Raw genomic sequence first — 24,780 nt, forward strand, 5'->3', positions numbered from 1 at the left:
AACAGCTTGGGGAGCTGGGGCAATGGCGGAAATGGATAGTCTCGAGAGGGCGCGCAGACGTCTGGAATGGTACGCCATTCGGCTGAACGACAGCATCAGTCGCCGGTTTCCGTTGCGCCCGTTCTGCTTGCCAGCCAACGAACGGATCATCACTTTTACGTTCGACGATGTACCCGACACGGCGGAAAGCGCCGGAGCTGCGATCCTTGACAAGCACGGCGTCCATGGCACTTTTTATATTGCCGGCAGCATGGTGGGCACGAAGGAGCGCGAGAGGAACCTGATCACGCAGGAAGGGTGCCGGAAGCTGGTTGAAGGGGGGCACGAGCTGGGTTGCCATACCTACAACCATCTCAAGGTCCCTTATTTCGGCGCCGGGGAAATAGCAGCTGACCTGGACCGCAACACGGCCTATCTCGATGCGTTCGAGCCCAATCGTGGCATGCCACGCAATTTCGCTTATCCTTATTGCGCATCTTCCATGATGACACGGCGGCTATTTGCTGATCGTTACGCGACTTGTCGCGGCGGTGGCAATCGTATCAATCGCGGCATGATCGATCTTGCCTTTTTGCAGGCAGTGGAAATAAGACAGCCAGACGACGGGGCTGCACGCCATACCCGCTGGATCGATGATCTTAGTGCCAATCCTGGCTGGCTCGTCTTTTATACGCATGATATCAGCGATACGCCGACTGAATTCGGGTGCAGGCCTGAGACCTTCGAGCGCCTCGTATCCCATGCGGTGAAAAGCGGGGCGACCATTCTTTCTGTCCGCGAGGTGGTGGCACGGCTTGAAGCGCATCCCGAAAGACGTGAAACGGTTTTCGGATAAGATGCGCATCAAAAGACCAACTGCTGAGACGCGCCGATTTGTTCAATCAAATCGAAACGCTCCAGCGCGCAACGAGGTGCTGTTTGACGCATGTGAATGATACGGCCCATCGTCTGCTGGCGATTAATAACTATTTTTATCGGCGTGGCGGCGCCGAAACTGTTTTTCTCGACCACATCAAACTGTTTTCGGAGATCGGCTGGCAAACCGCACCGTTTGCCATGCAGCATCCGGATAATTTTCCCTCCGACTGGTCTTCCTATTTTGTTTCCGAAATCGAGTATGGCCGGGAAAGCAGCCCGTTCACCAAAGTCGTGCAGGCGGGCAAGATCATCTATTCATGGGAGGCGCGGGACCGGATCAAGGCATTGATCGAGCACTTTCGCCCCAACGTCGCGCATGCGCATAATATCTATCATCATCTATCGCCGTCGATTTTTCCGGTTCTGAAAGACGCGGGAATCCCGACGGTCATGACGGCGCACGACCTTAAACTTGCCTGTCCGGCCTATAAGATGCTGTCCCACAACCAGATCTGCGAGCGCTGCAAGGGCGGACGCATCTACAATGTGGCGCTCCACAAATGCATCAAGGATTCCACAGCGCTGAGCGGACTGGTTTTCTTTGAGACAGCGATCCATCGCATGCTTGGCCTTTATCGCAATACGCTTGACCGTATCGTTGTGCCGAGCCGTTTCTATATTGCAAAGCTCGCCGAATGGGGATGGCCGGAAGAAAAGCTGGTCTATATCCCCAACTTCGCCCACACGGACGACCTGAAGCCCTATGCGGATGAAGGCGATTATTTCGCCTATGTCGGACGGCTGGCGCCGGAAAAGGGGATTGGTACTCTCATTCGCTCAGCGGCTCTTGCTGGACAGAAACTTGTCATTGCGGGCACTGGGCCGGAGGAAGAATCCTTGAAAGCGCTCGCGGCTGAGGCGGGCGGAGATGTCACCTTTGCAGGCTATGTCTCGGGCGAAAGATTGCATCAGCTTATCGGCGAGGCGAAAGCGCTCGTTCTGCCGTCTGAATGGTATGAGAACGCGCCGATCAGTATTCTCGAAGCCTACGCACTCGGGGTGCCGGTGATCGGCGCCGACATTGGCGGAATTCCCGAAATGATTATCGAGAGCGAGACCGGGATGGTTTCGCGTACGGGCGATATCGACGATCTCGCCCGCGTCCTGGGCGATTTTGCTCGGTTGACCCCGCAGGCGCGGCGCAAGATGGGAGAGGCAGGCCGCATGTGGGCCGGCCATGAATTCTCGCCAGAGGCGTACAGAAACCGGACGCTGGAACTCTATGCCGAGTTGGGAGCGTTTTGATGGTGCGAAGCGATAAAAGACCTCGCGTCATGATGCTGGGCCTGCGCGGTGTCCCCAATGTGCAGGGGGGCGTGGAAAAACACGTCGAAGAACTCGCCCGGCTCTATTTGACGAAGGGCTGGGATGTGGAGGTAATCGGACGCCGTCCTTATCTTGAGAAAAAGCAGCCTTATGTCTGGGAGGGCGTAGAGGTGACGCCAAGCTGGGCGCCGACCTCCATGAAGTTCGAGGCAATTGTGCACACGGTGCTGGGTGTGCTGCGGGCAGGTTTCACTCGCCCGGATGTCTTGCACATTCATGCGATCGGTCCGGCTCTTGCGGTTCCGCTGGCACGTCTGTTCGGTCTGCGCACGGTCGTGACCCATCACGGTTTTGACTACAATCGGCAGAAGTGGGGACGGCTTGCGCGCGCAATGCTGAAGCTTGGCGAATGGTGCGGGATGCGTTTTGCAAATGCGCGCATCGCAGTGTCCAACGATATCGCAAAAACCATGCAGCAGCATTATCATGTGCCGATCACTGTCATCCCCAATGGGGTCACGCTTCGCCCGGCCTGCCAAGACACGACGTGGCTGGAAAAGCACGGCCTTGATCCCAAGCGCTACATTGCTCTGGTGGCGCGGATCGTTCCGGAAAAACGTCAGCTTGATCTTATTGAAGCCTTTGCAAAACTTGCCGATCCTTCCTTGAAACTGGCCCTGATCGGATCAGCGGAATATACGGCTGAATATGCCGGAACCGTTCGTGCAAGGGCTGGCGCTGTACCCGGCGTTGTGCTGACGGGCGCGCTTCAGGGGGAGGAACTGTCGGCCTTGTTCAGTCAGGCTGCACTATTCGTCCTGCCTTCCAGCCATGAGGGCATGCCGATCGCGCTCCTCGAAGCCATGGGATACGGCTTGAACGTGCTTGCAAGCGATATCACTGCAAATGTGGAAGTCGGACTTTCGAAGGATAGCTATTTTCCACTGGGCGATGTGGAAGCGTTGAAGAATGCGCTGCGGCGGAAAATCGATCAACCTCTGACAAGCGAGCAGTCGCAGGAAATGATCGACTGGATCGCACGGGACTATAGCTGGAGCGGGATCGCTGATCGCACGCTGAAGGTTTATGAGGAAGGATTAAGGGAATAGGAAAGTAGGGGGATATGGGAGAAGAGCCTGTTCCCAAAGTCGCCCCGTGCTGCAACCAGCAACTTATCCGCGTTTCTCCACCCGACAATCATCATAGTCGCATATGTGTTTTTTAGTTCGGATCTTGCGGAAATGCTGAAATAGAAAAGGGAGCTGCCGAACACGTTCGGCACACTCCCTTATTCCCTTACTTTCCTTAAATCAGCGTGCCCGGCGACGCTCTGCAGTCGGCTGAAAAGCCAGACGCGAATGGTAGCTGCAATATGGGCTCGATTCACCGGATTCATGGCCGCAGAAATGGAAGTCTTCGTTCAGCGGGTCGCCGATCGGCCACTTGCAGGTGCGTTCGCTCAACTGCAACAGCGAGAGCCTGCGGGAAATAGGCACCACCACGTCCGAAGCGGGCTTGACCACTGTTTCCGCAACAACGTCCACGGCATAGTCCACCTGGAGGGCCGTCGCGCCGACCGTCTTGGTCACCGTGGCCGTGCGCATCGTCGTCGTATGTACGCCGGTTGAATGTTGTGCTGCAGGACGTGGCGCTGCGGCGACCGTATTGACTTTCTTGCTGCGCGGAGCAGCGGTCGTGGTCTTGCCACGGCCCGAAAGCTTCAAACGGTGCACTTTGCCGATCACTGCATTACGGCTGACGCCGCCAAGCTGCGCTGCGATCTGGCTCGCGCTCAAGCCCTCGCTCCACAGTTTCTTCAGTAGTTCGACGCGTTCGTCTGTCCAGTTCATCGCCCTGGGCTCCAATCATTTTCGTTATCCGGAATCCGGCAGTGTTCTCGGATCGCTCCGAGCAAAAACACCATATCTATCCGGGTGACTAGGTCCGCCGCACGAAATGTAGCTTTAATCTCTAAAAAGAAACTACAATATCCAACGACTCCATGACAAGGGATAGCCTTGTCAGGCGGATTCCATTTTTACGGTTTTCCCCAACTTGGGTGCCAAAGACGGTTTTTATTTGATCCGCCCCGAAATTTTGCACGCAATTGCTTCAGAACTGAAAACCCGAATTGTTTCAGGATGGAACATCGCGGACTTGCGGAATGAGCAACGTCGTCTGGCAGTCTCAGCCAGGGAAAGGTCGTTCACTATATAGTATGGGTGTCTACGTAAAGCCACCTTCGATGCCGGAGTGCTGCAAGAGCGCGAAAATGCATGAACTCATGTCGAAAGATGGCCCTCAAACCTCGCTTGCTTTGATTGACATTTTTCCTGCGAACGCCAATATACGCGCGAGATAAATATGCCGCCCAGAGGGCGGTTTTTTATTTCTACCGAAGGCTCAGGCTAGGAAGCATGGGTCTGAGCCCATTCCTCTCATGTCTCCTCGTAGTTTCGTGACGGCTTGGAATGGGGTGTTGGGCGCTCGTCGACAGGTGGGAACCGTTTCGGGTGCCTGAGGACTGTTTATGGGAAAACACAGCTTTGCCGGCGCAGCCGGGCAAGCTGCTAACTTGGGCTTTGGAGGCCTGGTGCTATGACCGACGCTACGACCGTGCAACCGCTTTACGACACCTATAATCGTGCGGCTCTGCGCTTCGAGCGAGGTGAGGGCATCTGGCTTATTACCGAAAGCGGTGAACGTTATCTCGATTTCGCGGCGGGCATTGCTGTGAACTCGCTTGGTCATTCGCATCCGCATCTGGTGGATACGCTGAAGGCGCAGGCTGACAAGCTCTGGCATCTGTCCAACGTTTATGAAATTCCGGCTCAGGAAAAGCTGGGGCGGCGTCTTGTCGAAAGCACTTTCGCCGACAAGGTCTTTTTCACCAATTCCGGCGCTGAAGCACTCGAGTGCGCGATCAAGACCGCACGCCGCTATCATTATGTGAGCGGTCATCCCGAACGCTTCCGCATTGTGACTTTTGAGGGTGCTTTCCACGGCCGCACGCTGGCCACAATTGCCGCAGGCGGTCAGGCCAAGTATCTCGAAGGTTTCGGCCCGAAGGTCGATGGTTTCGATCAGGTACCGTTCGGCGATGAGGCAGCATTGCGCGCAGCCATCAACGACGAGACCGCCGCTATCCTGCTTGAACCCGTTCAGGGCGAAGGCGGTCTGCGCGGTTTCCCGGAAGAATTCATGCGCATGCTGCGCCAGATCTGCGATGAGAAGGGCCTTCTGCTGATCCTTGACGAAGTGCAGACCGGCGTCGGTCGCACCGGCAAGCTGTTCGCGCATGAATGGGCCGGTATCAAGCCGGACATCATGGCGGTCGCCAAGGGTATCGGCGGCGGCTTCCCGATGGGCGCCTGCCTCGCAACTGCCGAAGCTGCCAAAGGCATGACGGCGGGCGTCCACGGCACGACCTACGGCGGCAACCCGCTGGCCATGGCTGTCGGCAATGCGGTTCTTGATGTTGTGCTGGCCGATGGCTTCCTCGAGAACGTCCAGGCTACCGCCCTGGTCATGAAACAGGGGCTCGCCTCCATCATCGACCGCTTCCCGGACGTCGTTTCGGAAGTGCGTGGTCGTGGCCTGTTGATCGGTATCAAGTGCGTTGTGCCGAATACCAGTCTCATTCAGGCTCTCCGTGACGAGCATTTCTTGAGCGTCGGGGCCGGAGACAATGTCGTCCGTCTGCTTCCGCCGCTGATCACGACGCCCGAAGAAGCGCGCGAAGCATTGAAGCGCATCGAAATGGCGGTCGAACGGCTCGCAACTGCAAATCCGACCAGTAAGACAGCGTGATATCATGGCTAACGATAACGGGATCAAACACTTTATCGACCTCTCCGCTGTGCCTGCATCGGAGCTTCGTGCGATCATGGAAGACGCCAAGGCACGCAAGGCGCGCCTCAAGGCTGGAGAAATGGAGAAGCCATTCGCAGGCAAGGTGCTTGCGATGATCTTCGAAAAGCCCTCCACCCGTACGCGCGTGTCCTTTGATGTCGGCATGCGCCAGTTGGGCGGCGAGACAATCATGCTGACCGGCTCGGAAATGCAGCTCGGGCGCAGCGAAACCATCGCCGACACGGCGAAGGTCCTGTCGCGCTATGTCGATGCGATCATGATCCGCACCACATCGCATGACCGGATGCTCGAACTTGCCGAATATGCGACCGTTCCGGTCATCAATGCACTGACGGATGACACGCACCCTTGTCAAATCATGGCCGACGTTCTTACATATGAGGAACATCGCGGCCCGATCAAAGGCAAGACCTTTGCCTGGATGGGGGACGGCAACAACGTCCTCCACTCGCTGGTCGAAGCTGCGGCGCGTTTTGATTTCAACGTCAATATCGCAACGCCGGAAGGCAGCGAACCCAAGTCGCACTATGTCGATTGGGCGAAAGCGAACGGCGCGAACATCATGTCCACCACCGATCCGGAACGGGCGGCGAGCGGTGCGGATTGCATCGTGACCGACACGTGGGTTTCGATGGGGCAGGAAGATCATGCTCGCGGCCACAACGTTTTCATGCCCTATCAGGTCAATGCGCGACTGATGGCAAAAGCTGATCCAAAGGCGCTTTTCATGCACTGCCTGCCCGCCCATCGCGGCGAGGAAGTGACGGATGAAGTGATCGATGGACCGCAATCGGTCGTATTCGACGAAGCGGAAAACAGGCTCCATGCCCAGAAAGCCATTCTGGCGTGGTGCCTGCAAGGCCGCGATTTGGGAGCATAATTTGGCTGACAAGACCAGCAACGAGCATATCGAAGTCGAGAACATCCACGTCAATCTGGGCGATTTCGACTTCGCAGGCGATGACGCTGTCGTGCCCTTCCAGGTGGAGGGGCTCGACGTGCGCGGTCGCGCGGTGCAGCTCGGCCCGAGCATCGACGGCATTCTGAAACGCCATGACTATCCCGAAGAAGTGGCCCGTCTGCTGGGGGAAGCAACGGTTCTGACCGTATTGCTCGGCACCTCGCTCAAATTCGAAGGCAAGTTTATCTTCCAGACGCAGTCCGACGGCCCCGTCGACATGCTGGTGGTCGATTTCCGCACGCCGCGTTCAGTCCGTGCCTATGCACGTTTTGACGCGGAGCGCCTGAAGGAAGCGATTGCCGCAAACAAGACGAAGCCGGAGGAACTGCTGGGACGGGGCACGCTTGCATTCACAGTCGACCAGGGTGCTTACACCCAGCGCTATCAAGGCATCGTCGCGCTGGATGGTTCGACGCTGGAAGAAATCGCTACGACCTATTTCCGTCAGTCGGAACAGATTCCAACCGACCTCAAACTGAGTGTCGCCAAGCTTGTCGAGCGTGGCGCCGACGGAAAACCTGTCGAACAGTGGCGGGCTGGCGGACTGATTATTCAATTCCTGCCGGAATCCGAATTGCGCGCGCGCATCCGCGACTTGCCGGGTGGCGACGAGGACGGAGCCGAGGCCGCCTTCCATCCGGAAGATGACGCGTGGGACGAGGCTCGCTCGCTGGTGGGTACGATTGAAAGTTCGGAACTGACGGACCCGCAAGTTGGCTCGGAGCGGCTGCTTTACCGGCTGTTCCATGAACGCGGTGTGCGTGTATTCGAATCTGTGCCTGTGCTGGACGAATGCTCGTGCTCGCGAGAGAAAATTTCCGGCGTGCTATCAGGCTTCACGGCCGAGGAAATTGCAGAAAGCGCGGAAAACGGCAAGATTTCCGTAACTTGCGAGTTTTGCTCGAAAATCTATTCGTTTGATCCGGCAGAGTTCGGGAACTGATGCGCAGGTAAATTAGTAGGAATTTATCCCCGTGTTCGGACAGGCTTTTATTCTCCACCAGTCAATTGTGGAGATACGATATGCCCGACATTTGGATACCGGTTACCCAGCAGAATCTCGAGATCGAGGCTGGCAGTCCGCTCGATTTTTCGACATTCCTATCAAATCCGCCGATTGACGAGGAGCGACGGCTCATCGTCAATTCGGACGGTCACATCGCCTTGCAGAGCAATCCGACCGTTCCATATCGGCTGCTGTGCGGAGCCATTGCAACTATTCCTGACCATGTGACAGCGGACAGGATGGCCGTTCAGTTGCGCCGTCATGGATATAATTGCGCACGGTTCCATTTTCTCGACATCGCTTTGATGGAGGGGCAGCTTCAGGATTTCGAATACCGACAGGATATTCTTGATCGGTTCCGCTACTACATGGCCGCGTTGAAACAGAACGGCATATACTGGGTCGTTGATGGCCTCACATCGAATGCGGGCGCGTTGGGCGGCGTAACGGACCGCTGGAGAACGGAAGGCCAGTTTAAACTCAAGACGCATGTTGAAAATGCGGCTTTCGGCCATTGGCTGCGCTTTCAGGTCGATATCTTCGGGACGGTCAATCCCTATACCGGGCTTGTGCCTTTCGAAGACCCGGCTATGGCTATGGTCGTGCCGTTCAATGAGAATGGATTGGTGTTCAATTCGTGGGTTTACGCCAACGGCGACCTCCAGGCGTTGGCGGAATTGAAGCGACCGTTCAATGCTTGGCTGAAGGAGCAATATGGTACCACGGCAGCCTTGCAGGCTGCCTGGGGCGGCGAGTTGCTGGGTACCGAGCAAATTGAAAACGCCACAGTTGCCCTGCCTTCAAACCGGTATGCGGCGTCCAAACGGCTGCGCGATTTTGCAAGTTTCTGCGTGTCGGTTGAAACCGAGACAGCGAAGAAAATGGGCGACTGCATCCGTGCGATGGGCTTCAGGGGTGTCATAGCACCCTATAATAATGGATATGGCATCCAGACCACGCTCACACGCCGCAATCAACAGGCGGTGGCGATGAATACCTATCATGATCCGAACGACAGTATGACGGGGCCGATATTCCAGACCAGTTCGTTTGACGGTGCGGTGGCCTACGTCCGCAATGCGGCTGCGACACGTCTGGCAGCAAAGCCATTTGTGATGACCGAGTATGATCACGTTTTCTGGAACAGGCATCGCTACGAGGCGGGGCTTGCAATGCCGGCTTATGCCGCTCTGCAGGACTGGGATATTCTGTGCCGGCATAGCAATGGAGCACTTGTCCTTGGCTATGGCGGTAGCGATTTTAACGAACAGTATATCCGTCCTTACCGCACCGCACTTGATCCCGTTGCCCGTGCCGGCGAAACCCTGTCGGCGCTGCTCTTCCGCCGTGGAGACGTTGCGAAAGCGTTGCATCGTGTGGTGGCGCAGATACAGGATGTCGGAAATCTGGCGGGGCTGGACATGCAGGAACCGGATGCCGTGACGATCATGTCGCTAATGTCTCGTTTCGCACAAGGCGATGCTCCGTTCGCACCAGACGCTGTGACGGTCGGTTCTCCTCGCCAGATTAGCACCCGTGCGGACGCCATCGCATTCCTACGGAGCCATGGAGTTCTGGCTGCGACAAATCCAAGCGATGCAGCATCGGGGATATATGTCAGCGATACCGGAGAGATCAGGCTTGATAGTGCGGCGAAACAGATGCGGGTTGTCACGCAGCATACGGAAGCACTTGCATTCTCATCCATCACCCAGCCGGTACAACTCGGGCAGCTCTGGGTCGGTGCAGCTTCCGGGGCGGGCATGCTGGCTGTTTCTTCGCTCGATGGCCAGACGGTAGCGGACAGCAGCAAGCTATTGCTGATCTTCGCCACGGATGCACGTAATACCGACATGGTATTTGCCGACAACGAAGAAAAGACTGTCAGCAGCTTTGGCACCTTGCCGGTGCAGATCAAGGTTGGGCAGGTCTGGTTCAAAATGCCGATCAACACGGCCTGGCGCTTATCCCCGGTCGGACTGGATGGCGTGGTGCAGCCTCCGGCGATTACGGGTGACGGAACGGATGGACTCAATGTCGAGCTTTGGAACAATGTTTCTGTTCTGCCGAACCCACCGGGACCAACGACTTATTTTCTGATCGAACGCGTTTAAAAACTCTCTCACCGGGCGCCGGATTGCGCGCCCTGTTGAAAATCCAGCGCGCTTTTCTTCGAGCCGAACTTCCTGAAAAGGCAAAGAACAGAGTTGTTCTCTGTTCGTCATCTGCCTTCGCAAAATGCTGGGATATTTTCAATTCAAGGTGCGTCGCAGGTCCGGCATGTCAAGCGAGAAGGCGGGGATGTCGACTTCGAACATGCTGCCGCCATTACCCTGCATCTGGTACCGTCCTACCATGACACCCGATGTGGTGGTTAACGGGCAGCCCGAGGAATACTGAAATGAATCGCCGGGCTCAAGTGTCGGCTGTTCGCCAACCACACCCGCGCCGCGCACCTCTTCGACGTGCCCGTTTGCGTCGGTAATCTGCCAGTAACGCGAACGAAGTTGCACGGTTTCCGTCGAATTGTTGGCGATCGTTATACGATAACCCCAGACATAACGGTTTTCATCGGGGTCAGACTGATCTTCCAGATAGAAAGGCTCGACAGAAACCTCGATCCCCCGCGTTACCGCTCTATACATGCGCACCGCCCTACATTCACATCGGCCCTGGCACCCTGCAATCCGGATCGCAATGATGCTGTCTACTCAACGGTTCGTCGTTCGGTTCACGGACGCCGCTTTTTCGCCCCTCCTATCGCTAAAGTTGCGGGAGGGTCAACGATGTGGGGCAGAAAATACGATGCAATTGCCGAAATCTCCGGAAATTGCATCGTTTACGCCTCTGTTTGCAGCCTAAATGCCACAATGTGGGAAGTGGCTGTTCAGCGAGCGACCTTCAACGCTGCTTCCACGTCTTCCACAAGGTCGTCCGTATCCTCAAGGCCGAGCGATATCCGAAGCAGGCCGTCCGAAATACCCAGTTCGGCCTTGGCCTCGTCGGTAAGGTTCTTGTGCGTCGTGGTTGCCGGGTGGGTAATAAGGCTTTTCGCGTCGCCCAGATTGTTGGAGATGCTGAAGACCTGCAAGGCGTTCTGGAACTTGAACGCTGCCTCTTTGCCGCCTTCCAGCTCCAGGGCGATGAGGGTTGAGCCACCGGTCATCTGCTTGGCGATGATGTCGGCCTGCGGATGGTCCGCCCGACCCGGATAGATCACGCGCTTCACGCCCGGCTTGCCTGCGAGGAAGTCGGCAACTGCTGCCGCCGACAGCGTCTGCTGGCGTACACGCACGGACAGTGTTTCAAGGCCTTTCAGCATGATCCACGCGTTGAATGGGCTAAGGCCCGGACCCGTGTGACGGAAATAATCCTGCAGGGTGTTTTCAATCCATTCGCGGTCGGAGAGGACCACGCCGCCAAGGCAGCGCCCCTGACCGTCAATGTGCTTTGTCGCAGAATAAACGACGATATGCGCACCGAGCTCCAGCGGCTTCTGGAATAGCGGGGTTGCGAAAACATTGTCGACGATCAGCTTGGCGCCTGCTTCGTTGGCGACCTGCGCAACGGCAGCAATGTCGATGATTTCGAGCGTCGGGTTGGACGGGCTTTCAAGGAACATCACCTTGGTGTTCGGGCGAACAGCCGCTTTCCAATTTTCGATGTTGGAACCATCGATAATCGAGATTTCGACGCCGTATTTCGGCAAGATCGTCTCGACGATGTAGCGACAGGAGCCGAAGACGGCGCGAGCCGAAATAACGTGATCCCCAGCCTGCACCTGACAGAGAATGGCTGCTGCGACCGCAGCCATGCCGGAGGCGGTGGCGCGTGCTTCTTCGGCGCCTTCCAGCGCGCACATGCGCTTTTCAAACATGTCGGTGGTCGGGTTGGCATAACGCGAATAGATGAAACCCGGGTCCTCGCCCTTGAACCGCGCTTCGGCGGCTTCGGCATTGGGATAAAGGAAGCCCTGCGTCAGAAACATCGCTTCCGACATTTCGGCAAATCCGGAGCGAAGCGATCCGGCATGCACGAGTTCGGTTGCAGGGCGAAATTTGCGGGTATTCTCAGTCGTCATTTTTCCAACCTGTCGAAAAGCTGGTCGGCCGGGGCAGGATGTCGAGCCTCGGCGGCCAATAAAAAACCGGCCTTGCGAAAACGCAAAAGGCCGGTAACGAACCGCGGCCTTTTTTAGCGAATTCTTTAACGTGGCTGCAAGCCGGCCGGCCAAATCACCACGGAACAGTTTTCCATTATGCCTGTTGCGCGGAGCCGTCAATGCCGAAACCAACGCATTTCTCGAAAAGCGCATCCGGGGCGCTATGAAAATACTCTGATTCCTGCGGAAAACCCGGTTTCTAGCGGTTGGAAGGGTTGGCATTGAGGCCCTGAGCGGTCAATGGTCTTTGTCAAGCAATGCCTAGAGCATATCTCCCGAAATCGGAAACCGGTTTCGGGAGATATGCGTGAAAACAAGAGATTGAAGCATGTCGCTTGATTACGACAAAATACGACATGCTTTAGGCTACGGAGTATCGGGTCGATGACGCAGAGAGATGCTGGAATTCTGGCGGACGCGGATATTTCCGCGCTGTTTGAAAGCGGTTTGCTGGCGTCGCCGCGCGCCCTTGATCCCGACCAGATACAGCCCGCGAGCCTTGACCTGAGGCTCGGAGCAAAAGCCTATCGTGTTCGCGCTTCCTTCATGCCGGGACCCGGGACGCCGGTCATCGAAAAGCTGGAACGGTTAAAACTGCACGAGATCGACCTGACTGCGGGAGCCGTTCTGGAAACGGGCTGCGTTTACATCGTTCCGCTTCTCGAAAGCCTGGCGCTGTCGCCCGATCTTTCCGCGTCGGCAAATCCGAAAAGTTCAACGGGACGCCTGGATATCTTCACCCGCGTCATCGCCGACGGAGCGCAGGAATTCGATAAGGTGCCTGCCGGATACAACGGCCCGCTCTATCTGGAAGTCAGCCCGCGCACATTTCCTATCGTCGTGCGTACGGGATCGCGCCTGTCGCAGATACGTTTCCGCAAGGGACGTGCCCAGCTCGACGAGGCGGAACTTGCTGCATTGCACAAGGCCGAAACGCTGGTCGCAGCGGAAATGCCGAACATCTCCGGCGGGGGCATTGCGCTGTCGGTTGATCTTTCAGGTGGTCCTGACCGGCTGATTGGCTATCGCGGCAAGCACCATACGGCAGTGGTGGATGTGGACAAGCGTGCGGCGCACGACATCCTTGATTTCTGGGAGCCGATCTATGATCGGGGTTCGCGCGAACTCGTGCTTGACCCGGATGAATTCTATATTCTCGTTTCGCGCGAGGCAGTGCATGTCCCGCCGCTTTATGCCGCTGAAATGACGCCCTTCGATCCGCTGGTCGGCGAATTCCGCGTTCATTATGCCGGCTTCTTCGATCCGGGCTTCGGGCACAGCGCTGCGGGCGGAACCGGAAGTCGCGCCGTTCTGGAAGTCCGCAGCCACGAGGTTCCATTCATTCTGGAACATGGGCAGATCGTCGGGCGGCTGGTTTACGAACATATGCTGCATCGCCCATCTGCACTTTATGGCGTCGATCTCGGCTCCAACTATCAGGCGCAGCAGTTGAAGCTTTCCAAGCATTTTCGTTGACTATAATAGCCTCCTCCAAGCAAATATAAATCTGGTGGAGGAGCAAGGTCGACGTGACGAACGGAACTGAACGGGATCGGGACAAGAAGCTTCAAGCCGCAACAGATGCCCCGCAACGCAGGCTGTCGGTGGGCATTGTTGCTTTGCCCGGTTTTACGCTGAGTGCACTCAGCCTTTTCCTCGATCCCTTCCGCCTTGCCGCCGATGATCGCGACAAAAGCCGTCAGATACGCTGCGCGTGGAAAATATGCACGCTATCAGGAGATCCTGTCACCTCCAGTTCCGGCATGGTGATCGAGCCGACCGCTCCCATAGGCGAACTCGACGATTGTGATTATGTGGCAGTCGTCGGCGGATTGCTTGCGCAATACCGGCCCAGACAGCAGGCGCTGGTCGATCTCATCAAGCGTGCGGACCGGCGCGGCAAGACAGTGGTGGGCCTTTGCACGGCTGCCTTTCTGCTGGCGGAAGCAGACCTTTTGCCGGACCGCAATTGCTGCGTCAGCTGGTTCCATCGCGACGATTTTCTGGAGCTTTTCGACGGATATACAGCCGATACGACGAGCCTGTTCCATCGTAGCGGAAGACACTTCACCTGTGCGGGCGGGCTTGGCACGGCGTCATTGGCGCTGTCCATCATACAGAACGAGATTTCGGAGGAACTGGCGCGCAAGAGTGCGTCCATCCTCATGATCCCTTATGAGCTTGTGCGTTCCGAACAACCGGCGCTGAGCTTCAACGGCGTGCGGTCGCCGATGATCCGCAAGGCAATCCGCATTTTCGAGGAAACGCTGGAAGACCCGGTGCCTATGATTGACGTGGCGCGCCGATTGGGAATTTCCGTCCGCCAGATGGAGCGTGGGTTCAAGCTTGCCCTTGAGCGGACGGCGTTCGAGGTCCGCGAAGAGCTGCGGGTTAAGAAGGCCAAGGAACTCTTGTCGGAAACAAGCTTGTCACTGTTGGAAGTGGCTGTTGCAAGCGGCTTTACCGATACGCGCAGCATGAACCGGTCGTTCTCGCGCCAAAAGCAGAAAGCCCCGCGCGAGTACCGCAAGCAGCGCTGAGCGAGGGCAGAACTTGCGCAGGCTGTACGGAGAGCCTATTTCTTGCGCGAAGAATCTGTCGCTTTAAACCATGATTCCGAAAAGTGGTAACCGGTTTTCGGAATCATGCTCAAACAAAAGCTTAGAGCGGGATGACGTTTCAACTTAAGAGCATCCATTCTAACCAATAACCACACAGGAGATTTGCATGTCGGATGGTGTAAACCGTTTTCTTGGCGATACCCCGGCCCGCGTTCTGATCAAGCTGGTGCTGATTTCGCTGGTGGTTGGCGTGGTCATGAGCGCATTTCACTGGACGCCCTACGACATCTTGTATGGCATCCGCGATTTCTTCCTCCGCCTTTGGAATATGGGCTTTTCGGCAATTGCAGGCTTTGTCGATTATCTCATTCTTGGCGCTGCAGTCGTCATTCCTGCCTTTATTTTGCTCCGTATCCTCAGCTACCGGAAATGAAATCAATTCGGTAACTGGGTAGCTCAGACAGGCATGCAGCAAAAACAAGGTTTAACACTCAACCGGCGGGGCTTTCTGATCCTTGCCGGGGGCGCGCTGGCGATGTCGGCAATGCCGTGGAAGGCGGCATGGGGGGCAGGTGACGACGATCCCACCGCTATTTTCAACGCTATTCGAAAGGCAAACGGACTGCCTTTGATGGCGACGGATTCCAAGCTGGAGCAAGCCGCGCTTTACCAGGCCAGGCGGATGGCGGGTTATGGAAAGATCGGCCATAGCGTCGGTTGGGGCAATGGTTTCGTGGCGCGTCTGCGGCAGGCAGGTATCCGCGGTCCGGCGGCAGAGAATGTCGCATCGGGACAGCGCAGTACACAGGCCGTCTTCGATGCCTGGATGAAATCGCCCGGCCATCGCAAGAACATGCTCGATCCGACCTTCGAGCATTATGGTCTCGCCTGGGCAACACCCGAAAACAAGCCAACTTATATATATTGGGCCATGATGCTCGGACTTTGATCCCTCATTCTCCTGACAGCCGGTTGTCAGGAACTGCGACAATGCGGTGGCCGAATTATCTGTAGTTTCGATTGATTCCAGAGTAGATCGTTTTGATCTGAGGGGAATATTCGGGACAAGCATCATGGACCAGTCGCTGCAGCGTGGTGGCGTAACAAGGCCGTTCGAAGTAACACACAGGATGGTGATGTTGATCGCCATTCCCATGACGCTTGCTGCGATCACCACGCCGCTTCTCGGACTTGTCGATATGGGCGTTGTCGGCCAGATGGGACAGGCCGAGCTGATCGGCGGTCTGGCGATTGGCGCGCTGGTCTTCGATTTCCTGCTGTCGATATTCAATTTCCTGCGTTCCGGCACGACCGGACTGGTTGCACAGGCCATGGGTGCGGAAGACGCGGTGGAAGAGCAGGCGATCTTCTGGCGGGCAATCATCATCGCGGTCATTGCCGGCAGCCTGATGATACTGTGCCTGCCGATCATCATCGGCGTCTCGTCCACCTTCATGCATCCGACGTCGGCAACGCAGGAAGCAATGGCGACCTATGTGTCGATCCGCATGTTGTCCGCGCCGGTTGCGCTCATCAACTATTCAATCCTCGGACTGGTTCTCGGACGTGGACAGGGTATTGTCGGCCTCGGTCTTCAGGTGCTCCTCAACGGCATCAATATCGTGCTCTGCATTATCCTCGGGCTGGAGTGGGGCTGGGGCGTTACTGGCGTTGCCTGGGCGACCGTGACCGGCGAAACGGTTGCCGCTCTCGTCGGCATGTTCATCGTGCTGCGCCATTTCCGAAAGGATGCGTCACTGCGTCCGGACCGGGCGCGGATATTCCAGAAGCAAGGAATCCTGCGCATGTTCGCGGTCAATCGCGACATCATGATCCGCTCCTTCCTGCTTCTCACGGCCTTCGCCTTCTTCACGCGGGCAGGGTCCGATCTCGGCCCGGTCACACTGGCGGCCAATGCCGTCTTGATGAACTTCTTCCTCATCGCCGGTTTCTTCCTGGACGGCATGGCGGCAGCCGCCGAACAGATTGTCGGACGGTCTATTGGCGCGCGCTACAGTCCTGCGTTCGTGCGCGGCGCCAAGCTCACTTTCGTCTGGGGGCTGGTCATGGCCAGCGTCATCGCCTTCTTCCTGCTGGTGTTTGGCGATGCGATCATCGGGCTGCTGTCCAAGGCGGGAGACGTTCACGCTGAAGCCTTGAAATACCTGCCTTGGGCGGCGCTGACAGGCATGACGGGACTGCTGGCCTTCCATATGGACGGGGTTTACATCGGCGCCACATGGTCGCGCGACATGCGCAACATGATGTTCCTGTCGCTCGGCTTTTTTCTCGCAGTTCTTTATGCGGCAAAGCCCGTGATGGGCAATCACGGGCTCTGGCTGGCTCTCAACCTGTTTCTGTCAATTCGCGGAGTTTTGCTTCTGGCGATCCTGCCGCGACGTTATCGTACAGAATTCATTATGTGACCCGGCTCTCAGGCGGGCAGGTCACGCTTCGCCCAGTCGCTGGTGTCCCGGTCGCGAAGTGCGGCAATGTTGGCGACGCCCTCGCGTTTCACCGCCGCCGACAGGCCACGCACGATTTCGGCGGGCAGGTTCGGTCCGCGATAGATGAGGCCTGTATAAAGCTGGACCAGATCGGCACCGGCCTTGATCTTTGTCAGCGCCGTTTCAGCGCTATCCACGCCGCCGACGCCGATCAATGGCATATCGGGGCCGACACGCTCGCGCATCTTGGCAAGGACGATGGTGGAGCGCTCGAAAAGCGGTACGCCGGAAAGCCCGCCTGTTTCATCGCGGTTGTCCGCGCTTTTCAATCCGGCGCGTGAAAGCGTCGTGTTGGATATGATGATGCCATCGAGCTTCTGTTCGGTTGCCTCGGCAGCGATGTCGTCCAGTTCTTCATCGGCCAGATCGGGGGCGATCTTCAGAAAAACCGGACGCTTCAGCGTGCACATCTTGCCTTCTTCGTTGCGCGCTTCCAGCACGCGGCTCAACAGCTCACGCAGACTGTCGCGGGCCTGAAGGTTGCGCAGTCCCGGCGTGTTGGGCGAAGAAATATTGACGGTGAAGTAGCGCGCCAGCTGATAGAAGCGACGGATACCGGCAACATAATCGGCAATGCGGTCTTCGGCATCCTTGTTGGCGCCGATATTGACGCCCACGATACCGCTCTTGCCGGCGCGTTGCGACAGGCGCTTAAACGCAGCATCATGGCCTTCATTGTTGAAGCCCAGCCGATTGATAACGGCCCTGTCATCCACGAGCCGAAAAATGCGCGGACGCGGATTGCCGCTTTGCGGGCGCGGCGTGATGGTGCCGATTTCCGTGAAGCCGAAACCGAGCTTCAACAGGGCGTCCGGCACTTCGGCATTCTTGTCGTAGCCCGCTGCCATGCCGAGCGGATTTGGAAACTGCAATCCCGCAACCTTGACGGAAAGCGCCGGATCGTTCGGCGCACCGCAGGTCACGAGACCTGTCTTCAAGCCAGCGATGGAAAGACCATGTGCCTGTTCTGCATCGAAGGCGAAAAGGGCGCGTCGCCCGAGAGTTTCAAAAAGCCCGCTCATTAACTTTCCAGCTCCGGAAAAATGTGAAGACCATCGTCGCCCAACGGCAGGGGTTCAACCTTCAAAACGGCTGCAAGCGGCAGCGTGCCGTAGAGATGAGGAAAAAGGGCCCCGCCGCGTGAAACTTCAAACTTCAATGCCGCGCCGAGCGCAGAGGCATTCACACTGATCAGAAGCAGATCCCGCTGGCCCGCAAAATGTTTAGCTGCCGTTTCCCGCACCTGTGTTCCAGTAGAGAAATGGATATAGCCGTCCGCAATATCAACTGGAGCCCCGGTAAAATTACCAGCCTGTTCTGCCTGCGCCCAAAGCCCGCGCGGAGCGATCTTATAGATGATCTCATTGGTCATGGGTGCTCTCTAGACCGAATTTCTTCGGAAATCAAAGTCCCGCATGTTCGATTTTCGTCGTAAACGTCCCATATGATGGGGACACCTCAAAGAGAAGCTGAAGGGAATAGCCTTATGTTGAACAGAAAGACATTGATGGTCCGCAATCTGGCTGCTGTTGCTGTTCTTGGTTCAGCGCTTGCCCCGGCCAATGCGCTGGCGCAGGAAAACGGGCGTTATCGGCTGGAAGGGACGGAAAACGGCTATGTCCGTCTCGACACCCGAACCGGCGCGATCTCGACCTGCGTGGAGCAGCAGGGACAACTCGTGTGCAAGATGGCGACCGAAGATCGCGAGGCTTATGAGAACGACATTGCCAGCCTGCAGGATCGCGTGAAGAAGCTTGAGGACAAGGTCTCCGCTCTTGAAGGGAAAGGCGGAAGTACTGCTTCGGGCTTGCCGACGGAGCAGGAGTTTGAGCAATCCATGAGCTATATGGAACGGTTCATGCGGCGCTTTATGGACATCGCGAAGAGTTTCGACAGCGAGCCGGAAAAGCCGGACAATGGAACCCTTCCGGGCGGACGGACCTGACAGCAAGGAAAAAGGCGCCGCACGGCGCCTTTTCATTGAGCATTTCCAGCAAATGTGAGTGCGTTTCGCCCTATTGCGCGAAACGCTTTGTCGCCTCTATCAATTCGTGGGTGATACCGGGTTCCGTAACGGCGTGTCCGGCGTCCTCGACGATTTTGAGATCGGCTTCAGGCCACATCTTCTTCAACTGCCAGGCATTGATGAACGGCGTGCAGACATCATAGCGGCCATGCACGATCACACCGGGAATATGCCGGATGCGGTCGACGTTCCGCAGAAGCTGGTCGTCGGAATCGAGGAAGCCACGGTTCTGGAAATAGTGGCATTCGATACGCGCAAAAGCGATGGCGTACTGGTCTTCACCGAAGGCTTCGACACGCGCCGGATCGGGCAGAAGCGAAATGATCGAGCCTTCCCAGCGCGCCCAGCGTCGGGCCGCTTCAAGCTGCACCTGCGGGTTGCGATCGGTGAGGCGCTTGTAATAGGCAGCGATCATATCGCCGCGCTCTGCTTCCGGTATATGCTCCTGATAGGCCTCGAAGTGATCAGGGAAGAGAATGCTTGCGCCGTTGGAATAGGTCCAGTCGACTTCGAAACGGCGAACCATGAAGATACCGCGAAGAATAAGTTCTGCGACCCGATCCGGATGGGATTGCGCATAGGCAAGGCCGAGCGTCGCTCCCCAGGAGCCACCGAACACCTGCCACTTGTCGATGCCGAGATGCGCGCGAATATGCTCCATGTCCGCGACAAGGTCCCAGGTCGTGTTTTCGCGCAGTTCCGCATGCGGGGTGGAGCGGCCACATCCGCGCTGGTCGAACAGGATTATGCGATAGCGCTCCGGGTCATGCAGGCGACGCATCGTCGGCGTGATTCCACCGCCGGGGCCGCCATGGATCATGATGACCGGCTTGCCGTCCGGGTTGCCACATTGCTCGACGTGGATTCGATGCAGCGAAGAGACCTGCAGCATCTCTTCCTTGAACGGTTGGATTTCGGGATAAAGCGTATTGCGCGTCATGAAATGCCTTTTGGTCCCCCCATTTCGCTGGTCGGGCCGCTCTTATGTTACTTTCAGCGCATAACCTAACATACAATGCGGCCAGATGGCGGCAATGAGTAATGCGAAAAGGGATTAGCAACGTGAATTTTGGTTGCCCGAGCCAAAAAACGGCATAAAACGGAGTGATTGGCTGATTGGCCTGCACCGCGAGGGGAGGAGACCTGAAACAATGGCGCGCGAGGCACATGCATTTTATCATCGCTGACGATCATCCGCTTTTCCGGGGGGCATTGAGACAGGTCCTTTCCGGACAGTCGCGAAGCGTGGAAATCATCGAAGTTGGCGATTTCGACGCCGTAAAGAAACTGGTCGGCGAGCGAGAGGATATCGACCTTCTGCTGTTGGATCTGACGATGCCGGGCGGTACTGGGCTTTCCGGTCTGGTGACGTTGAAGGCCTTGCAGCCCGCACTTCCAATCATCATCGTTTCGGCAACCGACGATGCGGCGACGATCCGTCATGCGGTCGAGCTCGGTGCTTCGGGGTTCATATCGAAATCCGCCAGCATGGAAACCATTGGCGAGGCCGTGAGCACTGTTCTGGCTGGCGATATCTGGACACCCGCCGACATTGAACTGGATCATGCGCACGACCCGGAAATCGAGGCGCTCATCGCGCGGTTGCGCACATTGACGCCGCAGCAGACGCGCGTGCTGACCATGTTGGCGGAGGGGCTGTTGAACAAGCAGATCGCCTATGAGCTTGGCGTGTCGGAAGCCACGGTCAAGGCGCATGTTTCAGCAGTGCTGCAGAAACTCGGGGTCGACAGCCGCACACAGGCGGTCATTCTCCTGTCGCGCATCGGCAATGATGCGCTGAACACGGATTAGAGCACGTCTCCCGAAACTGGGAGACAATCGGATAGAGCATTTGCGAGGCGCCTTTAAACAGGAAATGTTCCGGACAGTCCGTTACTGAGCGGCATTCTGCGCCGATGCATTGTCCTGCCTCGCATGATGAAAATGCGATAGCAGCGAACGGAGCGCCGCGGGACGAAGCGGCTTGTGCAAGACAGTGACGTTTTCATCCTCAGCGCGTTGGCGCACTTCCTTGGAGCGATCGGCTGTCAGGAGGATGGCCGGTATTTCGGTCTGGAACGTTTCGCGGGCAAAACCGATCATATCGAGGCCGTTTTCGTTCAGCAGATGATAGTCCGCGACGATCACATCCGGCGGGCGGGAATGGTCGGTGCAGTACGATTTCAGCGCAGTTCCGCTGCGCAGTGTCGTAACCTGGCACCCCCATCCGCGAAGCAGCGTTTCCATTCCCGACAGGATGCTGGCGTCATTGTCGATGCAGAGAACATCGAGCCCCGTCAGTTCCAGCGCCCGTTGCAGCCCGCGACGGTTCTTCACTTCGTCAGCGGGCACCTTTTCCTGCGAGACAGGAATGCGCAGGGTGAACATCGTCCCCTTGCCGGGCGTTGAAGCCAGCGCGAGCGGCAGCGACAAGAGCCTCGCGATGCGGTCAACGATGGAAAGGCCAAGGCCAAGGCCTTCCGCTTCCCGCATTCCCTCATCGAGCCGGGTGAACTCGCGGAAGACGAGTTTCAGCTTTTGCGGAGGAATGCCGATTCCGGTATCGAGCACCTGCAACTCCACAAAGGAACCACGGCGGCGGACGCCGAGCAAGATACCGCCCCTGCGGCTATACTTGATCGAATTGGAGACGAGGTTCTGGATCAGGCGCCGCAGCATGTTGCGATCCGTCTTGACGACGATGCTTGACGGGACAACGCGCAGTTTCAGCCCCTTGGTGGCTGCAAGCGGTGTGAAGTCGGTTGCAATCTGGCTCATCAGCTTGTCGAGACGAAACACCGAGAGTTCGGGTTTGAGTGATCCGGTGTCCAGCCGTGAAATATCCAGGACCATACCGAGAATGGCTTCCACGGCTTCCAGTGAGGAGTCGATATTGCGTGCGAATTCGCTGGTTTCGGAACGCCCCAGTCTTTCGGCAAGCGCGGTACTGTACAGTCTTGCCGCGTTAAGCGGTTGCAGAATGTCGTGGCCGGCAGCCGCAAGAAATCGTGTCTTCCCCTGATTGGCTTCTTCCGCTGCGGCTTGCGCCTTGGCAAGCTGCTGGTTGACGCGGGTCAGTTCCGCCGTGCGATCCGCCACGCGCTGCTCCAGCATCTCAGCCGCCTTCTGGCGCGTGACATCCGCTTCGACCGCCGCCGTGATATCGGTATATGTCGCGACGATGCCCCCATCCGGCATGGGATTGGACTGAATTTCCAGCACCTTGCCGGTGGATTTCATATTGATGCGCCATGGACGGCGCACAGCCGCGAGCGAGCGTATGGCGCTGTTCTGGCCGGTGAAAGATATGTCGCCGCGACGATGCAGCTGTTCCACGATTTCGGAAACGGGTATCCCGACCTGCATCACCTCATCGGGAAGATCGAAAAGCTTGCGGAACTGCCGGTTCCAGCAGGTGAGCCTCAAGTCCTTGTCGAAAACAGTGATGCCTTGTTCCATCTGGTCGAGCGCGGTTTGCAGCAGGTCGCGGTTTTGCTGCAAGGCCGTTGAAGCATCGTCCAGGAGTTGTCGCGCATCGCGCCCCGACGCATCGCCCTTTTGCAACAGCAGTGACAGGACAAGACGCGCCGATGCAGAGCCGACTGCCGTACCAAGCAGTTGCTCCGCATGGCGGATCAAAGGCGTATCGACGGTCATGCCGGGATCAAGTCGCCGCTGTTCCCTTCCTTCAAAACGAAGAAAAGCGCGCTCCACGCGTTCGGCGCCGAGATAGCGCGCCATCGTAGCCTTCAGTTCGGCGACGGTGACAGTCGTGCGAAAGCGCTTCAGGGTCGGTGTGCCGATCACATAACGCGGCAGGAAGATGCTGGCCTGAATGCGTTCCAGCGGCGTCGAGGCGCGCGAGAGGGAACCCAGAACGTAGAACAGCGTATTGGCCGCAAGGCTCCACATCACGCCGTTGGTCAGGGGAAGAGCATTGGTTCCAAAAAGCGCCTCAGGGCGCAATGCGGTGAACCCGAGAAAACCATCGCGTAAAATGGCGGCATTTTCCGGCGCCATGGTGGGCAGCAGCAAAGTGTAGGCCCAGACCAGAAAGCCGGTCGAAAGGCCCAGCATCGCACCGCGTCCGTTGGCATTGCGCCAGAACAGCCCGCCAATGAAGGCAGGCACGAATTGGGCAATCGCAGCAAAGGAAACGAAGCCGATCGAAGCCAGGTGGATATTGTTGGAGGTGAAGCGATAATAGGCAAACGCCAGAGCCAGAATGCCAATAATGGTGAGGCGGCGGGTGTTCAGAATGATTTTGGTCAGGTCACGCTGTTCTGCTGCCTGTTGCTTGGCCAGCCGCCGTATGAAAAGCGGCAGCACCAGATGATTGGAAATCATGATCGAAAGCGCGACGCAGGCGACGATGACCATCGCGGTTGCCGCCGACAACCCGCCGAGAAAGGCTACGAGGGCAAGCCAGTGAGCACCAGCAGCCAGCGGCAGGGCCAGAACATACAGGTCTCCGCTGACATTGCCTCCGAGTGTCATCACGCCGATCAGCGCGATGGGAAACACGAAGATATTGATGAGCACCAGATAAACCGGGAAGAGCCACGAGGCGGTTCGCAGTTCCTTTTCACTCCGGCTTTCCACCACGGTTACGTGGAATTGGCGCGGCAGCATGATGATGGCCGCGGCGCTGAGTGCGCTTTGCACGATCCATGTGCCGATGGACGTCTGATAGTGAAACGCTTCCAGCGCCTCCGGCGACTGGGATATCTGGTTGATCAGTTGCGACGGAGCGCCGAACAGGAAGAAAGTGCAGGCAAAACCGACGGTCAGGAAGGCGCAGAGCTTGATGACCGATTCCAGGGCCACCGCCAGAATGAGGCCGTTCTGGTGCTCGGTGGCGTCGGTATGGCGCGTGCCGAAGAGAATCGCAAAGACGGCAAGCACGGCGGCGACGGGCAGGGAAATATCGCCGAATATGAATACTGACGGATCGACGGCCGATCCGTAATGTTCCATGACGAGCCCGACACTCCCGGACACGGCTTTGAGCTGGAGCGCGATGTAGGGAATCGAGCCGACGGCTGCGATGCAGGTCGCAAGTGACGCGACACCAAAGCTTTTGCCGTAGCGGGCAGCGAGAAAATCGGCGATCGATGTGATGTGTTCGGATTTCGCCAGTCGAACGATATGCCGCAGCAAACGGTTGCCGAGCGTGAAGACGAGAATCGGGCCGATATAGATGCCGAGAAATTCAAGGCCGCGCTGCGCCGACAAGCCGACAGAACCGAAAAACGTCCAGGATGTGCAGTAGACAGCCAGGCTGAGCGCGTAGATATATGGGCGCGGGGCACTGTTCCAGCGCGACGTGCGCCGGTCGCCGATGCTGGCTACCGCAAAAAGCAGCAGCAGATACAAAAAGGCGGCGCCAATAATACCCCAGCCCTGCATAGCCGGCTTGTTCCCTCACTCCTCGATCACGAATGACGCAAGCACTTTCAGTGCGATCGCGCAAGATTATTGATCAAAAACAGTGCGTTTC

The 24,780-nt window shown here is 57.3% G+C and carries 22 protein-coding genes and 1 riboswitch; of the genes, 14 read left to right on the forward strand and 8 right to left on the reverse strand.

Annotated features, from left to right (window positions below; genetic code table 11):
• Positions 1-22 precede the first annotated feature (22 nt).
• The gene (locus ABWW28_RS07175) at positions 23-835 is read left to right on the forward strand and encodes a polysaccharide deacetylase family protein (RefSeq protein WP_112670625.1); all 813 of its coding nucleotides are present in this window, start codon (positions 23-25) and stop codon (positions 833-835) included.
• An 8-nt stretch (positions 836-843) separates the two neighbouring features.
• Here ABWW28_RS07175 and ABWW28_RS07180 read toward each other — a convergent pair whose 3' ends face one another.
• On the reverse strand, positions 844-1,065 hold the full coding sequence (locus ABWW28_RS07180) for a hypothetical protein (protein WP_246191631.1): 222 nt from the start codon (positions 1,063-1,065) through the stop codon (positions 844-846).
• Between ABWW28_RS07180 and ABWW28_RS07185 the strand changes: the two genes are divergently transcribed.
• The gene (locus ABWW28_RS07185) at positions 958-2,163 is read left to right on the forward strand and encodes a glycosyltransferase family 4 protein (RefSeq protein ID WP_278388838.1); all 1,206 of its coding nucleotides are present in this window, start codon (positions 958-960) and stop codon (positions 2,161-2,163) included. The genes ABWW28_RS07180 and ABWW28_RS07185 overlap by 108 nt on opposite strands.
• A complete protein-coding gene (locus ABWW28_RS07190) occupies positions 2,163-3,293 on the forward strand; it encodes a glycosyltransferase family 4 protein (RefSeq protein ID WP_112670623.1) in 1,131 nt (376 codons plus the stop codon). The genes ABWW28_RS07185 and ABWW28_RS07190 overlap by 1 nt, the downstream gene beginning before the upstream one ends.
• 201 nt (positions 3,294-3,494) lie before the next feature.
• On the opposite strand, the gene ABWW28_RS07195 is transcribed toward ABWW28_RS07190, so the two are convergent.
• Positions 3,495-4,034, reverse strand: coding sequence for a GcrA family cell cycle regulator (locus ABWW28_RS07195; protein WP_006471065.1), 540 nt, complete (start codon positions 4,032-4,034; stop codon positions 3,495-3,497).
• 748 nt (positions 4,035-4,782) lie between these two features.
• On the opposite strand from ABWW28_RS07195, the gene ABWW28_RS07200 reads away from it, so the two are divergent.
• From ABWW28_RS07200 to ABWW28_RS07215, 4 genes are all read left to right on the forward strand, one after another.
• Complete coding sequence (locus ABWW28_RS07200; RefSeq protein WP_112670621.1) at positions 4,783-5,994, forward strand: aspartate aminotransferase family protein; 1,212 nt, start codon at positions 4,783-4,785, stop codon at positions 5,992-5,994.
• Positions 5,995-5,998: 4 nt separating this feature from the next.
• Entirely contained in the window at positions 5,999-6,937 is a 939-nt protein-coding gene (gene argF / locus ABWW28_RS07205) for an ornithine carbamoyltransferase (RefSeq protein ID WP_025089714.1), read from the forward strand.
• A gap of 1 nt (position 6,938) precedes the next feature.
• Positions 6,939-7,961, forward strand: a complete 1,023-nt coding sequence (locus ABWW28_RS07210; RefSeq protein ID WP_112670619.1) for an Hsp33 family molecular chaperone — start codon at positions 6,939-6,941, stop codon at positions 7,959-7,961.
• An 80-nt stretch (positions 7,962-8,041) separates the two neighbouring features.
• Positions 8,042-10,138: a glycoside hydrolase gene (locus ABWW28_RS07215; RefSeq protein ID WP_112670617.1), complete on the forward strand. Its 2,097-nt coding sequence runs from the start codon at positions 8,042-8,044 to the stop codon at positions 10,136-10,138.
• 138 nt (positions 10,139-10,276) lie between these two features.
• On the opposite strand, the gene apaG is transcribed toward ABWW28_RS07215, so the two are convergent.
• Both apaG and ABWW28_RS07225 read right to left on the reverse strand, forming a co-directional pair.
• A complete protein-coding gene (apaG, locus tag ABWW28_RS07220; RefSeq protein ID WP_006471061.1) occupies positions 10,277-10,669 on the reverse strand; it encodes a Co2+/Mg2+ efflux facilitator ApaG/CorD in 393 nt (130 codons plus the stop codon).
• Between the two features lie 242 nt (positions 10,670-10,911).
• Complete coding sequence (locus ABWW28_RS07225) at positions 10,912-12,105, reverse strand: O-succinylhomoserine sulfhydrylase (RefSeq protein ID WP_112670615.1); 1,194 nt, start codon at positions 12,103-12,105, stop codon at positions 10,912-10,914.
• Between the two features lie 91 nt (positions 12,106-12,196).
• Positions 12,197-12,276, reverse strand: a riboswitch (SAM riboswitch).
• A 294-nt stretch (positions 12,277-12,570) separates the two neighbouring features.
• Here ABWW28_RS07225 and ABWW28_RS07230 point away from each other — a divergent pair.
• The 5 genes from ABWW28_RS07230 (at position 12,571) to ABWW28_RS07250 (ending at position 17,173) form a co-directional block, all read left to right on the forward strand.
• Positions 12,571-13,662, forward strand: a complete 1,092-nt coding sequence (locus ABWW28_RS07230; RefSeq protein ID WP_112670613.1) for a 2'-deoxycytidine 5'-triphosphate deaminase — start codon at positions 12,571-12,573, stop codon at positions 13,660-13,662.
• 53 nt (positions 13,663-13,715) lie between these two features.
• Entirely contained in the window at positions 13,716-14,726 is a 1,011-nt protein-coding gene (locus ABWW28_RS07235) for a GlxA family transcriptional regulator (RefSeq protein ID WP_006466051.1), read from the forward strand.
• A gap of 187 nt (positions 14,727-14,913) precedes the next feature.
• Positions 14,914-15,180 (forward strand): DUF6460 domain-containing protein, encoded by a 267-nt coding sequence (locus tag ABWW28_RS07240; RefSeq protein ID WP_006466052.1) that lies wholly within the window; start codon positions 14,914-14,916, stop codon positions 15,178-15,180.
• 33 nt (positions 15,181-15,213) lie between these two features.
• On the forward strand, positions 15,214-15,696 hold the full coding sequence (locus ABWW28_RS07245; RefSeq protein ID WP_006466053.1) for a CAP domain-containing protein: 483 nt from the start codon (positions 15,214-15,216) through the stop codon (positions 15,694-15,696).
• Between the two features lie 124 nt (positions 15,697-15,820).
• A complete protein-coding gene (locus tag ABWW28_RS07250; RefSeq protein ID WP_100648068.1) occupies positions 15,821-17,173 on the forward strand; it encodes an MATE family efflux transporter in 1,353 nt (450 codons plus the stop codon).
• 8 nt (positions 17,174-17,181) lie between these two features.
• On the opposite strand, the gene ABWW28_RS07255 is transcribed toward ABWW28_RS07250, so the two are convergent.
• Positions 17,182-18,276 carry a quinone-dependent dihydroorotate dehydrogenase gene (locus ABWW28_RS07255; protein WP_112670611.1) on the reverse strand — a complete coding sequence of 365 codons (1,095 nt, stop codon included), beginning with the start codon at positions 18,274-18,276 and terminating at the stop codon, positions 17,182-17,184.
• Entirely contained in the window at positions 18,276-18,626 is a 351-nt protein-coding gene (locus tag ABWW28_RS07260) for a DUF952 domain-containing protein (RefSeq protein ID WP_006466056.1), read from the reverse strand. The genes ABWW28_RS07255 and ABWW28_RS07260 overlap by 1 nt, the downstream gene beginning before the upstream one ends.
• A gap of 114 nt (positions 18,627-18,740) precedes the next feature.
• Between ABWW28_RS07260 and ABWW28_RS07265 the strand changes: the two genes are divergently transcribed.
• Positions 18,741-19,199 (forward strand): hypothetical protein, encoded by a 459-nt coding sequence (locus tag ABWW28_RS07265; protein ID WP_036564891.1) that lies wholly within the window; start codon positions 18,741-18,743, stop codon positions 19,197-19,199.
• A 70-nt stretch (positions 19,200-19,269) separates the two neighbouring features.
• On the opposite strand, the gene pip is transcribed toward ABWW28_RS07265, so the two are convergent.
• Positions 19,270-20,220 carry a prolyl aminopeptidase gene (gene pip, locus ABWW28_RS07270; RefSeq protein ID WP_112670609.1) on the reverse strand — a complete coding sequence of 317 codons (951 nt, stop codon included), beginning with the start codon at positions 20,218-20,220 and terminating at the stop codon, positions 19,270-19,272.
• Between the two features lie 227 nt (positions 20,221-20,447).
• Between pip and ABWW28_RS07275 the strand changes: the two genes are divergently transcribed.
• Entirely contained in the window at positions 20,448-21,092 is a 645-nt protein-coding gene (locus ABWW28_RS07275) for a response regulator transcription factor (RefSeq protein WP_112670607.1), read from the forward strand.
• An 81-nt stretch (positions 21,093-21,173) separates the two neighbouring features.
• On the opposite strand, the gene ABWW28_RS07280 is transcribed toward ABWW28_RS07275, so the two are convergent.
• Positions 21,174-24,689 carry a PAS domain-containing hybrid sensor histidine kinase/response regulator gene (locus ABWW28_RS07280; protein ID WP_112670605.1) on the reverse strand — a complete coding sequence of 1,172 codons (3,516 nt, stop codon included), beginning with the start codon at positions 24,687-24,689 and terminating at the stop codon, positions 21,174-21,176.
• Between the last annotated feature and the right edge of the window lie 91 nt (positions 24,690-24,780).

Origin of the sequence: Brucella sp. NBRC 14130, from assembly GCF_040371715.1 — a bacterium.
Classification (GTDB): Bacteria; Pseudomonadota; Alphaproteobacteria; order Rhizobiales; family Rhizobiaceae; genus Brucella; species Brucella intermedia.